General features: G+C 62.3%; 11 protein-coding genes. 6 read left to right on the top strand and 5 right to left on the bottom strand.

Annotated elements, in window-relative coordinates:
• The first annotated feature begins 86 nt into the window (after nt 1-86).
• Together ACQY47_RS18495 and ACQY47_RS18490 are read left to right on the top strand one after the other, a co-directional pair.
• Nucleotides 87-746, top strand: a complete 660-nt coding sequence (locus tag ACQY47_RS18495) for a YciC family protein (RefSeq protein WP_026013864.1) — start codon at nt 87-89, stop codon at nt 744-746.
• A 41-nt stretch (nt 747-787) separates the two neighbouring features.
• The gene (locus ACQY47_RS18490) at nt 788-1,876 is read left to right on the top strand and encodes an endonuclease/exonuclease/phosphatase family protein (protein ID WP_056861995.1); all 1,089 of its coding nucleotides are present in this window, start codon (nt 788-790) and stop codon (nt 1,874-1,876) included.
• Between the two features lie 133 nt (nt 1,877-2,009).
• On the opposite strand, the gene hrpB is transcribed toward ACQY47_RS18490, so the two are convergent.
• On the bottom strand, nt 2,010-4,517 hold the full coding sequence (gene hrpB, locus ACQY47_RS18485; protein ID WP_428550840.1) for an ATP-dependent helicase HrpB: 2,508 nt from the start codon (nt 4,515-4,517) through the stop codon (nt 2,010-2,012).
• 220 nt (nt 4,518-4,737) lie between these two features.
• On the opposite strand from hrpB, the gene ACQY47_RS18480 reads away from it, so the two are divergent.
• Complete coding sequence (locus ACQY47_RS18480) at nt 4,738-5,157, top strand: hypothetical protein (protein WP_017139354.1); 420 nt, start codon at nt 4,738-4,740, stop codon at nt 5,155-5,157.
• Between the two features lie 8 nt (nt 5,158-5,165).
• On the top strand, nt 5,166-6,071 hold the full coding sequence (locus ACQY47_RS18475; protein ID WP_428550836.1) for a cation diffusion facilitator family transporter: 906 nt from the start codon (nt 5,166-5,168) through the stop codon (nt 6,069-6,071).
• A 36-nt stretch (nt 6,072-6,107) separates the two neighbouring features.
• Here the strand turns inward: ACQY47_RS18475 and ACQY47_RS18470 are convergent, their stop codons facing one another.
• The gene (locus tag ACQY47_RS18470) at nt 6,108-7,163 is read right to left on the bottom strand and encodes a DUF6515 family protein (RefSeq protein WP_428550833.1); all 1,056 of its coding nucleotides are present in this window, start codon (nt 7,161-7,163) and stop codon (nt 6,108-6,110) included.
• Between the two features lie 443 nt (nt 7,164-7,606).
• On the opposite strand from ACQY47_RS18470, the gene ACQY47_RS18465 reads away from it, so the two are divergent.
• The gene (locus ACQY47_RS18465) at nt 7,607-8,086 is read left to right on the top strand and encodes an Lrp/AsnC family transcriptional regulator (RefSeq protein ID WP_003176264.1); all 480 of its coding nucleotides are present in this window, start codon (nt 7,607-7,609) and stop codon (nt 8,084-8,086) included.
• Between the two features lie 202 nt (nt 8,087-8,288).
• Complete coding sequence (locus ACQY47_RS18460) at nt 8,289-8,498, top strand: DUF2788 domain-containing protein (protein ID WP_025999909.1); 210 nt, start codon at nt 8,289-8,291, stop codon at nt 8,496-8,498.
• On the opposite strand, the gene ACQY47_RS18455 is transcribed toward ACQY47_RS18460, so the two are convergent.
• From ACQY47_RS18455 to ACQY47_RS18445, 3 genes are all read right to left on the bottom strand, one after another.
• Nucleotides 8,493-9,128 carry a pseudouridine synthase gene (locus ACQY47_RS18455; RefSeq protein WP_428550829.1) on the bottom strand — a complete coding sequence of 212 codons (636 nt, stop codon included), beginning with the start codon at nt 9,126-9,128 and terminating at the stop codon, nt 8,493-8,495. The genes ACQY47_RS18460 and ACQY47_RS18455 overlap by 6 nt on opposite strands.
• A 71-nt stretch (nt 9,129-9,199) precedes the next feature.
• Nucleotides 9,200-10,672 carry an AMP nucleosidase gene (gene amn, locus ACQY47_RS18450; RefSeq protein ID WP_169987367.1) on the bottom strand — a complete coding sequence of 491 codons (1,473 nt, stop codon included), beginning with the start codon at nt 10,670-10,672 and terminating at the stop codon, nt 9,200-9,202.
• 183 nt (nt 10,673-10,855) lie between these two features.
• Nucleotides 10,856-12,508 (bottom strand): acyl-CoA dehydrogenase family protein, encoded by a 1,653-nt coding sequence (locus tag ACQY47_RS18445; protein WP_428550825.1) that lies wholly within the window; start codon nt 12,506-12,508, stop codon nt 10,856-10,858.
• Nucleotides 12,509-12,562: the final 54 nt, after the last annotated feature.

The raw sequence follows: 12,562 nt of genomic DNA, 5'->3' as shown, positions 1-12,562 counted from the left end.
GGTCTTTACGCAAGGTTTACGTTTGCTTACCTCTCGTCATGATCGGTTAAAGTGTTGGCCTTGCTTTTAGGGCTGTGATGAACCTGATGAATCCGTTAGACGTATTGCGCGACTCCCTCCGTTTCACCCAACGCAACCTGGGCGCCATCGTCCAGCTGTGCCTGCCGTTGGTGATCCTCGAAGCCCTGCTGCAACAGGTGCTCGACCACACACTGGGCCCGGATGCGTTTCCCGGTTACAGCGTGGTCGTCGGGTTGTTGGTGTACCCGCTGTACACCGGCGCCTTGATCCTGTTTCTGGATGCGCGCACCCGTGGTGAGTCGCCCAGCACTAAAGATGTATGGGCCATGGCCCTGGCCATGTGGCCGCGTTTCGCCCTGCTGACGGCGGTCAGCACCTTGCTGATTTTGCTGGGGCTGTCGCTGTACTTCCTGCCGGGCCTGTGGCTGATGGTGGTGCTGGCGTTTGCCGAGTACCTGCTGGTGTTGCGCGGCATGTCGGCGCTGGAAGCAATGAAGGAAAGTTTCCGCCTGACCCGTGGGCATTTCTGGCGAATCCTGGTGTGCCTGCTGTGCGTAATGACGCCGTTGTGGCTGCTCAAAGGCGCGAGCGTGGCGGTGTACCCCAACCCCGCGCCGCTGCTGGGCTTGCTGATCGACAGTGCCCACAGCTTCCTGCAACTGTTTACCAGCGTGGTACTTTTCCGTTTGTTTATGCTGATCGGTGGCGATGCCGACGCGCGGTGATATGCTCCGTGCCACCTCTGATAACGCTATAAGCCGAGCCAATGACCCGTTTATTGCGCATCACCCTGCTGAGCCTGTTGATCATCGCGGGCCTGCTCGCGGCCCTGATCTATAGCCTGACCTGGCGCCCCGTCGACAAGCAGACCCTGCCCGTCAGCTGCGTGGCGCCACGTGCGCCGACCCTGCTGCCGGGGCAGGCGCTCAAGGTCATGACCTGGAACGTGCAATACCTGGCCGGCAAGAACTATGTGTTCTGGTACGACAGCCCCGACGGCAAAGGCCCGGACGATCGCCCTACCGTGGAAGACATGGCCTTCAGCCTGGACGAAGTGGCTCGCGTGATTCGCGACGAACAGCCCGACATCCTGTTGCTGCAGGAACTCGATGAAGGCGCCAAGTCCTCTCACTATCAGGACCAGGTGGCGTTGCTCCAGGAGCGCCTGGTCGACCTTTACCCATGCAGCGCCCAGGCGTTCGACTGGAAAGCCGACTTTGTGCCCAACCTGCACATCTTCGGCAGCGTCGGCCGCAAGCTCGTCACGCTGAGCCGCTACCAGATCGAACACGCCGAACGCCTGCAATTGCCGGTGTCCCCGGCCAACTTCATCAGCCGCCAGTTCCAGCCTAAACCGGCGTTGTTGCTGACCTACCTGCCGTTGAGCGATGGCGGCCAACTGGCTGTGCTCAACACCCGCCTGGACGGCGATAAGCCTGGGCGTTCGGCGGTGCAGGAGCAGGCCAAAGCCACGGTAAAACTGTTGGATAAGTTCGAAGGCCGTGGCACGCCGTGGTTGATTGGTGGCGATTTCAACCTGCTGCCGCTGGGGCAGTTCCTGCGCCTGGATGCGGGCAAGCGCGGGCAGTATTCGCCGGACAGCGAGCTGCATTTGCTGTGGGATAAATACCCGATGATCCCGAGTAACAGTGAATCCAGTGGGATTGACCGGGCGAAGTGGCTGACGAACTTCCCCAATGACCCGAGTGTGGATGGGCCGGATCGGACCTTGGATTATTTGTTCTACAGCCCAAGGATCAAGCGGGTGGAGGCCAAGGTGCGCCAAGACGACACACTGCGCATCTCCAACCACCTGCCAGTGATCGCCCGGTTCCTGCTGCCGGCCGCGCAATAACCCACAATTCCCCTGCGGGAGCTGGTTTTTGTGGGAGCTGGCTTGCCTGCGATAGCATCGCCTCGGTGAAAGGGACAGACCGAGTCGTCTGTATCGCAGGCAAGCCAGCTCCCACATTGGATCTTCACATCACCTACTTTCGGGGTTTGATCCGGGCGGTGGGTTCGGCCACCAAGGGGTCATCCGGCCAGTAATGCTTGGGGTATCTTCCTTTCAAATCCTTCTTCACTTCGGCATAGGTACTGCGCCAGAAGTTCGCCAGGTCCTGCGTCACCTGCACCGGCCGGCGTGCCGGGGACAGCAGGTGCAGCTTGACCACCTGGCGCCCACCGGCAATGCGCGGCGTGTCCGCCAGCCCGAACAATTCCTGCAGGCGCACCGCCAGAATCGGCGGCTGTTCGCTGTAGTCCAAGCGCACCGACGAACCCGATGGCACTTTCACATGCTGTGGCGCCAGCTCGTCCAGGCGTTGGGGCAGCGGCCAGGGCAGCAGGTTGTGCAGGAAACTGGAAATATCCAAATTAGAAAAGTGGCTGAGGCGCGAGACTTTGCCCAGGTAGGGCATCAGCCAATGCTCCAAATCGGCCAGCAAGGCGTTGTCGCTGATATCCGGCCATTCGCTGGTTTTACCCGCATCCAGCTGGCGCAGCAGCATGACGCGCGCCTGCCACTGGCGCAGTTCGGGCGTCCACGGCAGCAGCTCCAGGCCTTTGCGGCGCACCAGGTTGACCAGTGCCTGGCTGCGCGCGGACTCATCCAGGCCGGTCAGCGGTTCACGGCTTAGTACCAGCTCACCGACTTTGCGCTGGCGTTCGGCCCGCAATACGCCTTCGCGTTCATCCCAGTCCAGTTGGTCGACGTTGCGCACTTGCTCGGCCAGCACGCTGTCGAACAGCGCCGGGTCAAAATCCGCCGCGAGGTAGATGCGCTCTTCGCGCTGGCCCTGGCGGCTGCCAAGGTCGGCGATCACCAGCCAAGGTTGTTTCATCAGGCTGTCGGCCTCGGCGAACAGCGCGGCGCGGCCATTGGCCAGGCGATATTCGGCGCCACCGGGGCGGCGTTGCTGAGCGACGCGGTCCGGATAAGCCAACGCCAACAAGGCGCCGAGCCAACGCGGGTGGTCAGGGTCGGCCACAGCTTGAGTCGGCTGGCCGCGCAAATAGCCCCGGTACTGACGGGCCAGTTGCTTGGCCCGCTGCACGCCGCCCTGGGTGCCACGCGCGCGTTCTTCGCCCGACATCAATGCCAGGCGACTGTGCAAATCCGCGCCGCCGCCGCGCAAGATATCGCGCTCACCCAATAAGGCCGCCACCTCACAGGCGGTCGCGGCCAGCCCCAGGTCCTGTCCGCGCAGCAACAAGTGGGCGATGCGCGGGTGCGCGGGCAACTCCGCCATTTTCTGGCCATGGGCGGTGAGCGTGTCGTCGTTCAACGCGCCGAGGCGCACCAGCAAATCCTGGGCCTGAGCATATGCGGCGGTCGGCGGCACATCCAGCCACACCAGTTGCGTGGGCGTCACGCCCCAGCGCGCCAGTTGCAAGGCGAGGCCCGCCAGGTCGGCGGCAAGAATTTCCGCGCTGCCATAGGCGGCCAAACCTTCGTGCTGGTCTTCGGACCACAGGCGATAACACACGCCCGGCTCCAGGCGCCCTGCCCGGCCGGCACGCTGGGTGGCACTGGCGCGGGAGATGCGTTGGGTGTCGAGGCGGGTCATGCCGCTGCCGGGGTCGAAACGCGGCACCCGCGCCAGCCCGGCGTCGATCACCACGCGCACGCCATTGATGGTCAGGCTGGTCTCGGCAATGTTGGTGGCCAGCACCACTTTGCGCTTGCCGACCGGCGCCGGGTCGATGGCGGCGCGCTGGGCGTTGAGGTCGAGTTCGCCATGCAGCGGGCACAGCAGCACATCAGGGCGATCACCCAAGGCGTCGGCCAGCTGTTGATTGACCCGTCGAATCTCGGCCTGCCCCGGCAGAAACACCAGAATGCTGCCCGTTTGGTCCTGCACCGCGTCGAGGACGGTCTGCACCACGCGCGGCTCGATAAATTCACCGGCCTGGTACGGCCGCCCCCAGCGCATCTGCACCGGGAACATGCGCCCTTCGCTGCGCAGGATCGGCGCATCGTTCAGCAAGCCGGCCAAGCGCTCGCCTTCGAGGGTCGCGGACATCAGCAGGATTTTCAGCGGCTGTTCGTCGCGAAACAACTCGCGGCCGTTGAGGCTCAGGGCCAGTGCCAGGTCGGCGTCGAGGCTGCGTTCGTGGAACTCGTCGAAAATCAGCAAACCCACGCCGTCCAGTGCCGGGTCGTCCTGCAGGCGGCGCGTGAGAATGCCTTCGGTGACCACTTCGATGCGGGTGTTGGGGCCGACTTTGCTGTCCAGGCGGATGCGGTAGCCGACGGTTTCACCGACTTTTTCACCCAGCTCACTGGCCAGGCGTTCGGCTGCCGCGCGCGCGGCAAGCCGCCGAGGCTCGAGCATCAGGATGGTTTGCCCGGCCAGCCAAGGCTCATTCAATAAAGCCAACGGCACGCGGGTGGTTTTACCGGCACCGGCCGGCGCTTCCAGCACGGCCTCATGGCGATTCGCCAAGGCGTCACGCAGGGCGGGTAAAACATCATCAATCGGCAACGAATTCATACTGGCTCCAAAGCAGAGCGGCGAGTATAACGGCGAACGTTTGTCCTTAATTGGAATGCAGGCAAATGTGAGAGCTGGCTTGCCTGCGATAGCGGTGGGTCAGCCCGCCCATGTGGCACTGATACACCGCTATCGCAGGCAAGCCAGCTCCCACATTAGAGCGGCGTGGCCCAATAGAATTGTCATATAGTTTCGTATCAACCGTGTTCAGGAGCATTTTATGCGTATCGCTTCCCGTGTTATCGGCGGTGTCCTCGCCGTCACCCTGCTGAGCCAACTGACGGCCTGCGGCTCGATTTTCTACCCGGACCGGCGTGGCCAGATCGACGGCAAGATCGACCCGGCCATTGCCGTGCTCGACGCCGTGGGCCTGCTGTTTTATGTAATCCCGGGCCTGATCGCCTTTGGCGTGGACTTCGCCACCGGCGCCATCTACTTCGAGCCGGGCAAGACCGCCCAAGTCGCACCCGAGAAGCTGCATGAAGCCATCGGCGCCGACGGCAAAGTCGACAACGCCAAGCTGCAATCCATCATTGAGAAAGAAACCGGCCGCAAGCTGCCGCTGGACGATCCGCGCATGATCCAGTTCAAGGGCAGCGTGCAACAGCTCGCGTCCCTGGGCCTGCAACCCGCCGCTTAAGGATACGTATGACCAGCAGCCCCGAACACGCCAGGCTCCTGCGCCTGGCCACCCGCGCCTCGGTGGGCGTGGCCTGTGCGCTGATTATCACCAAGGCCATCGCCTGGTGGTTCAGCGGCTCGGTGAGCATGCTCGCCGGGTTGACCGACTCGCTGCTCGATGGCGTGACTTCGCTGCTGAACTTGCTGGCGGTGCATTACGCACTGCGCCCAGCCGATGACGATCACCGTTATGGGCATGGCAAGGCCGAGTCGCTGTCGGGCATGGCCCAGGCGCTGTTTATCGCTGGCAGTGCGGTGTTGATTGCGTTCCAGGCGTATCAGCGTTTGCAGCACCCGGAACCGGTCGGTGCGCCGTGGCTGAGCATTGGCGTCATCGTGTTTTCGCTGCTGATGACCGTGGCGCTGCTGATGCTGCAACACCGGGTGATCCGCGAAACCGGCTCCAACGCCGTGCGCGCCGACTCGCTGCACTACCGCTCCGACTTGATGCTCAATGGCAGCATTCTGGTGGCATTGGTGTTGGCAGGTTTTGGCTTTCATCAGGTGGATGCGTGGTTCGGCCTCGGCATTGCCGCTTATATCCTGTGGAGTGCGATCCAGATCGCCCGCGAGAGCTTTGCCGTGCTGATGGATGAGGAACTGCCGCCGGACGTCAGCCAGCACATGCTGGAATTGGCGCGCAGTGTGCCGGGCGTGCTGGGTGCGCATGATTTGCGCACGCGCATTTCCGGCAGCCACTGGTTTGTGCAGTTGCACCTGGAGTTGCCGGGGGAATTGACCCTGTCAGTGGCCCACGGCATCAGCGACCAGGCCGCCGATGCCATTCACAAGGCTTACCCGCGTGCCGAAGTGCTGGTGCATGCGGATCCTGTGGATCAGCTGCAAGCTGCAAGCTTCAAGCCTCAAGTTTGAAGCTCACCGCTTGAAGCTTGAAGCTTGCCGCTGCATCTACTGCACCTGATAGCCGCGACTGGTCAGGCAGTTGCCCTGGGCCTGGCGGTAGGTTTGCACCACCGCCGGGTCCGGGGCATAAGTGACGGTGCGTGGGTCGAAACCGCTTTGCTGCACTGCCCAGCGATAACAGTCGTAGCCGTCCTGCTGTACCTGGGCCGGTGACTGGCCGTTGGCCGGGTAGGCCACCACGTCATAACCGTTGCCCTGCGGCGCGGGTTGCGGCGCCGGTACTTCGGTAGGCGGCTGCACCACGACGTATTGCTGGGTAGCGTTTTCATAGGTGTAGTAGGAACCCGCCGCGAGGAAGAACAGCGCGCTGCCCACCCACACTTCACGGGCGTAGTCCGGCAGGTATTGCACACGGATCCCGTAGGGCGGCGTCACCACCACATAGCGCGGGCCTTGCGGGCGATACCAGTAGCCGCCGGAGAAGAAGTAATCCTGGCCACGGTAAGGCACACGGTAATTGCGGTCCGGGAAGCGGTCGACGGTGTAACCGGGACGATATTGCGGGCCTGGCCCCCAGCCGTTGCCATGCCCATTGGGGCGACCCGGCCAGCGGTTGTCGTTCGGGTGACCATTATTGAAGCCGCCGCCCGGACGCGGGCCTGGGCCATTGCCGGTCTGCCAGTGCTGGTTGCCATCGTTACGGCGCGGGATGTCCTGATAGTAGCCCTGGCGGGGTTCCTGGGTTTGGCGCACGGTGTCCGGCCGGCCCTGGATCGGCAGGTTGTTCGCAGGCTGCGGTGCCGGCCGCGGTTGCTCGGCATTTTGCGGGCGGCCTTGCCACTGCCCACCGCCGTGCTGCTGTTGCTCGGCGCGATCAACATGCGGGTTCTGTGGGCGCGGCTGGTTGTTTTCCGGACGAGGTTGAGTGTTCTGTGAGCGCGGTTGATTATTTTGCGGTCGCGCCTGTTCATTGCCGCGCCCGCCTTCCGGGCCTCTTTCATGCTGACCACCGCCTTCATAGCGCGGGTCATCGGCCATTACTTGTGTGCCGACGCTCACCATCAGCAAACCTACACCTGCCATACGCCAGATGCGCTTCATGCTATTCCTCACTGCGGATTAGGGCCTGGAATGTCCGGCCTTACTGCATGAGACTGGAAAAGCCTCACCCGGTTCTGAGACAGGTTATCAGTCACGAGAAGTATTTTTTGAGCTAAAAGCGCAGACAAAGAAAAAGGGGCGACCCGTCGGCCGCCCCTTGAGAATTTCGTCCTGGCTCAACGCTTTTGACGTTGGCTCACCTCACGCCGTCTTGTGGACAGTGTGCAGCCTGGAGGCCGGCTCAACCCTGCTGGGGCGGCGGCCGCAGCAGGCCTGATTGGGCCAACTGCAGTGGACTGTTGTCCAGGCGGTGATTCTGTTGATAAAGATACAGGCCAACGTCCGACAGATGATTGCGAAGATTGCGTCAATAAACAGTGCTTGCGCAATTTTTAACCCTTCATAGATAATTCACCGCAATAGTTACGACAAAGGCCAACCCAATGAGCAAGCTTGACCGATACGACCTGAGTATTTTGGCTGAATTGCAGCGCGACGCGAGGATCTCCAACCAGGAGTTGGCCGAACGCATCGGCCTGTCGCCGTCGCCGTGCTCACGCCGGGTCAAGCAGTTGGAAGACGACGGCTACATCTCACGCCAGGTTGCACTGCTCGACCGCAAGATGCTGGGCCTGAGCCTTACAGCCTATGTGCTGATCGGCATGGACCGTCACACGCCGGAGCGTTTCGAGAATTTCGAAGCAGCGATCCGCACCCTGCCGCAAGTGCTGGAATGCAGTTTAGTCACCGGGATGGACGCGGACTATCAGTTGAAAGTGGTGGTGCCGGACATGGACCACTACCAGAAATTGCTGCTGGGGCATTTGACCCGGATTGAAGGCGTAACCAGCGTAAGGTCGAGCTTTGTGCTCAACCAGGTGCTCAACAGCACCGAGCTGCCGTTGACGCACCTGCGTACCTGATCCCAAGCACACTGGTGATCCCTTGTGGGAGCTGGCTTGCCTGCGATAGCGGTGGATCAGTGGCATATCCTTAGCTGACACACCGCTATCGCAGGCAAGCCAGCTCCCACATTGACCGTGTTACGACGTAGGTCAATAGTGTGCCTTTGACACTGCCTTATACTTCCCGCCTGCCTTGTCGGAAAAAATCCCCATGAACAACATCGACCCCGCCCTCTTTGAAGAATGGATGATGACCGGCCTGGTCACCATCCTGATCATCTTCATGGGCTTTATCGTCTGGGACCTGGCGAAAAAATCCAAGGCCGGACGCTTTGGGTCGTTCATCCTGTTTTTTGTGCTGGGCCTGGGCGTGGCCGCGTTCATCATCAAGAGCGTGGTGATCGGCCTGATCGAGTCCGGCGCTTTATAAACGCGCCGGCACTGCCTTCCATTGGCCCTGGTCCAGGCCATCAATCGACCAGTCACCAATACGCACGCGCACCAGGCGCAAGGTGGGCAAGCCCACCGCAGCGGTCATGCGCCGCACCTGGCGGTTACGCCCCTCACGAATGACCAGCTCCAGCCAGTGCGTCGGCACGCTTTTGCGAAAGCGCACCGGCGGGTTGCGCGGCCACAGTTCGGGCTCGTCCAACTGCCGCGCTTCGGCGGGCAAGGTCATGCCGTCATTAAGCTCTACACCGTCACGCAGGCGCTGCAGCTGCTCTTCGGTGGGCTCACCCTCAACTTGCACCCAGTAGGTTTTCGCCAGCTTGTGCTTGGGGTCGGCAATGCGCGCCTGTAACTGGCCATCGTTGGTCAGCAGCAACAGCCCCTCACTGTCACGGTCCAGGCGACCGGCCGGGTAGATGCCGGGGATATCGATAAAATCCTTGAGGGTCGCGCGCCCACCTTCGTCGCTGAACTGGGTCAGCACATCGAAGGGCTTGTTGAACAGGATCAACTTCGGCTCGGCCGGTGGCGCCTTGGCGACACGCCGCGTTGCGGAGTACGGGGGGTTCACGCCAGGGCGGCGCGAATCGGGGCGGGCAGGACGGGACATGGCAAAGGAACATCTAACGGTCAGGACCGACAATGCTAGTGGCCTGACCGCTAAATGACCATCCCAACCGCTTAGCGGAACGGCGGCTCGTCGAAACTGCGCAGTTTGCGCGAGTGCAGCGAGTTGAGTTCGGTGCGCAACAAATCCACCGCCTCGATACCGATTTTCAAGTGCTGGCTGACCGCACGCTCATAAAACGCGTTGGCCGAACCCGGCAGCTTGATCTCGCTGTGCAGCGGCTTGTCCGACACGCACAGCAAAGTGCCGTACGGAACCCGCAAACGGTAGCCTTGGGCCGCGATGGTGCCGCTTTCCATGTCCACCGCCACAGCGCGGGACAGGTTGATCAGTGGCCGCTCTTGCGCCCAGCGCAGTTCCCAGTTGCGGTCGTCGTAGGTCAGCACGGTGCCGGTGCGCAGGCGTTTTTTCAGCTCTTCGCCTTTTTCGCCGGTGACGTTGGCAGCGGCTTGCTGCAAGGCCATCTGCACTTCGGCCAGGGCCGGGATCGGGATGTTTGGCGGGACTACGCGGTCGAGAATCCCGTCGCGGCGCATATAGGCGTGAGCCAATACGTAGTCGCCGATGGTCTGGGATTGGCGCAGGCCGCCGCAGTGGCCGATCATCAGCCAGCAATGCGGGCGCAGCACGGCCAGGTGGTCGGTGATGTTTTTGGCGTTGGACGGGCCGACGCCGATGTTCACCAGCGTCACACCGTGGCCGTCGGCGGCCTGCAAGTGATAGGCCGGCATCTGGTAGCGATGCCAGACCACGCCTGCGGCAATGGCCGAGGCTTCGCCGTGGTCCATGCTCTTGTCGATGATCACGTTGCCCGGCAGCACCATGCGAATAAACCGCGGGTCGCTGCGCAGTTGCTCCAGGCCATGCAGGATGAACTGGTCAACATAGCGGTGGTAGTTAGTCAGCAGGATCCATGGCTGCACATGGCGCCAGTCGCTGCCGGTGTAGTGCACCAGCCGGCGCAGGGAAAAGTCCACGCGCGCCGCATCGAACAACGCCAGCGGCAGCGGGTCGGTGTTTTCCCAGTCGTAGAGGCCATCGGCAATGCCGTCGGTGGCGGCAGACAAGTCGGTGCTGGGGAACACACGGGCGAGGGTCGCGGCGGTGACACCGGAGCCAGCCAGTTCATCACCCTGCTCCACCACATACGGGTAGGGAATATTCTGCTGGCTGACGCCGACTTCCACCGTCACGGTGAAGTCGTGCATCAACGGCACCAGTTGCTCCAGCAGGTACTTACGGAACGCCGCCGGATGGGTGACGGTGACACTGTAGGTTCCCGGCAATTGCACCTTGGCGTATGCGCGGGTGGTCTGTGGGACTTCGCCGTGGCAGTGGTAGGTCAGGCGCAGTTCCGGGTAGCGGAACTGCGCACGTTGTTCGGCGTCAGGCTCGACGCGGTCTTTGAGGTATTGCTTGAGGGCTTGGTTAAGCGCGCCAGTGGCACGCTCATGCAGAGCCGCCAGCCGGTCCACGGCTTCTTCAGCGGTTTGAACGACAACAAAAGCTTCGGTCACGGTAAGCATCCTGTGTTCTGACTTGCAGGCCTTTATCTTGCCTGTATCCCGGCCTCACTGAAACACCGGGTTTGGAATGCTTTAAAAGGTGGGAGCTGGCTTGCCTGCGATGGCGGTGTGTCAGTCACTGAATACTTGGCTGGGACACCGCCATCGCAGGCAAGCCAGCTCCCACATTTTGACCGTGTTCAATCAGAGGGATTGTGGAGTTGAACGGGTAACGATCGCCGCCACGTCCACCCCGCGCGGCAAGGTGCCGTACACACGGCCGGACGACGCCCCCAGGCGGCTGGCGATAAACCCGTCACTGACCAGCGCATTCCCGGCCTCCAGCAACAGCTTGGCCTGCAACGCCACGGCAATGTCCTCGGTCAACTGCCGCGCGCGGTACTGGATGTCCTGAGTGTCCATAAACGCCGACTTCAATTGCTCGATATGCCGCGCCAGCTGCTTGTCACCATGCCCATCGCCCAGTTCGACAAACAATGCCTCCAGCACGCCCGGTTCTTTGGACAATGCCCGCAGCACGTCCAAGCACTGCACATTGCCGGAACCTTCCCACGTCGAATTCACCGGCGCCTCACGGTAAAGACGCGGCAGGATACTGTCCTCGACATAACCGGCGCCGCCCATGCATTCGGCGGCTTCATTGATCATGGCTGGCGCGCGCTTGCAGATCCAATACTTGCCCACCGCCGTCACCAGCCGGGCGAATTTGGCTTCCTGTTCGTTATCCAGATGGTCCAGCGCCCGGCCCATGCGCATGCTCAAGGCCAGGGAGGCTTCGCTCTCCAGCGCCAGGTCGGCCAGCACGTTTTGCATCAACGGTTGTTCACTGAGCACGCGGCCGCCGACTGAGCGATGGGCGCAATGGTGGCTGGCCTGGGTCAACGCCTGGCGCATCAAGGCGCTGGAGCCGACCATGCAGTCGAAACGGGTCATGGCGACCATTTCGATTATGGTCGGCACGCCCCGGCCTTCTTCGCCAACCATCCAGGCCAGGGCGCCACGAAACTCCACTTCGCTGGAGGCGTTGGAGCAATTGCCGAGTTTGTTTTTCAGGCGCTGGATGTAGAACTGGTTGCGTGTGTCATCCGGGCGATGCCTTGGCAGCAGGAAACACGTCAGGCCTTTGTCAGTCTGCGCCAAGGTGAGGAACGCATCGCACATCGGTGCCGAGCAGAACCACTTGTGCCCTACCAGCTCATAGGCTTGGCCGGGGCCGCCGGCGCCCACGGGATAGGCACGGGTGGTGTTGGCGCGCACGTCGGTGCCGCCTTGCTTTTCGGTCATGGCCATGCCGATGGTGGCGCCGGCTTTGTGGGCGATGCCGACGTTGCGTGGGTCGTATTCGGTGTTGAGGATTTTCGGCAACCAGGTCTTCGCCAGGTCCGGTTGCAGGCGCAGGGCCGGGACGCAGGCGAAGGTCATGGTCAACGGGCAACCGCTGCCGGCTTCGGCCTGGCTGTGCAGGTAGGTCATGGCGGCGCGGGCCACATGGGCACCGGGCTGCGGATGCGCCCACGGCAGCGATGGCAGGCCATGCTCGACGGCGGTGCGCATCAGTTCATGATAGGCCGGATGAAATTCCACCAGGTCGATGCGATGGCCGTAGCGGTCATGGCTGTTGAACACCGGCTTGTTCTGATTCGCCAGGAACCCGGCCGCCATCAACGGCCCACCGGCCAGCGCGCCGTACGCATCAATACGCGCCTGCGCCCAGCCGGCGCCAAAGCGTCGCGACCATTCTTGCAGGGGCAGGTCGATACGATAAAGGTTGGTGCCGTCCAGGGACGGCGGCTGGTTGGTGACGTCGTGGGTTTCGGCAAATTGATGCAGGTTCATGACGGGCCTCCTGGAAAATAGGCCACGTGCGGTTGAGGCCTGAATTTCAGTTAA

Origin of the sequence: Pseudomonas edaphica (assembly GCF_965277385.1) — a bacterium.
GTDB classification, from domain to species: domain Bacteria; phylum Pseudomonadota; class Gammaproteobacteria; order Pseudomonadales; family Pseudomonadaceae; genus Aquipseudomonas; species Aquipseudomonas edaphica.
The sequence above is the reverse complement of the archived record's forward strand: the minus strand, read 5'-3'. Positions and strand labels throughout refer to the sequence as shown.

Bases quoted from the DNA above. Each gene is read 5' to 3' on its own strand.
- ACQY47_RS18495 (WP_026013864.1), top strand. From the start codon at position 87: ATGAATCCGTTAGACGTATTGCGCGACTCCCTCCGTTTCACCCAACGC.
- ACQY47_RS18490 (WP_056861995.1), top strand. From the start codon at position 788: ATGACCCGTTTATTGCGCATCACCCTGCTGAGCCTGTTGATCATCGCG.
- hrpB (WP_428550840.1), bottom strand. From the start codon at position 4,517: ATGAATTCGTTGCCGATTGATGATGTTTTACCCGCCCTGCGTGACGCC.
- ACQY47_RS18480 (WP_017139354.1), top strand. From the start codon at position 4,738: ATGCGTATCGCTTCCCGTGTTATCGGCGGTGTCCTCGCCGTCACCCTG.
- ACQY47_RS18475 (WP_428550836.1), top strand. From the start codon at position 5,166: ATGACCAGCAGCCCCGAACACGCCAGGCTCCTGCGCCTGGCCACCCGC.
- ACQY47_RS18470 (WP_428550833.1), bottom strand. From the start codon at position 7,163: ATGAAGCGCATCTGGCGTATGGCAGGTGTAGGTTTGCTGATGGTGAGC.
- ACQY47_RS18465 (WP_003176264.1), top strand. From the start codon at position 7,607: ATGAGCAAGCTTGACCGATACGACCTGAGTATTTTGGCTGAATTGCAG.
- ACQY47_RS18455 (WP_428550829.1), bottom strand. From the start codon at position 9,128: ATGTCCCGTCCTGCCCGCCCCGATTCGCGCCGCCCTGGCGTGAACCCC.
- amn (WP_169987367.1), bottom strand. From the start codon at position 10,672: ATGCTTACCGTGACCGAAGCTTTTGTTGTCGTTCAAACCGCTGAAGAA.
- ACQY47_RS18445 (WP_428550825.1), bottom strand. From the start codon at position 12,508: ATGAACCTGCATCAATTTGCCGAAACCCACGACGTCACCAACCAGCCG.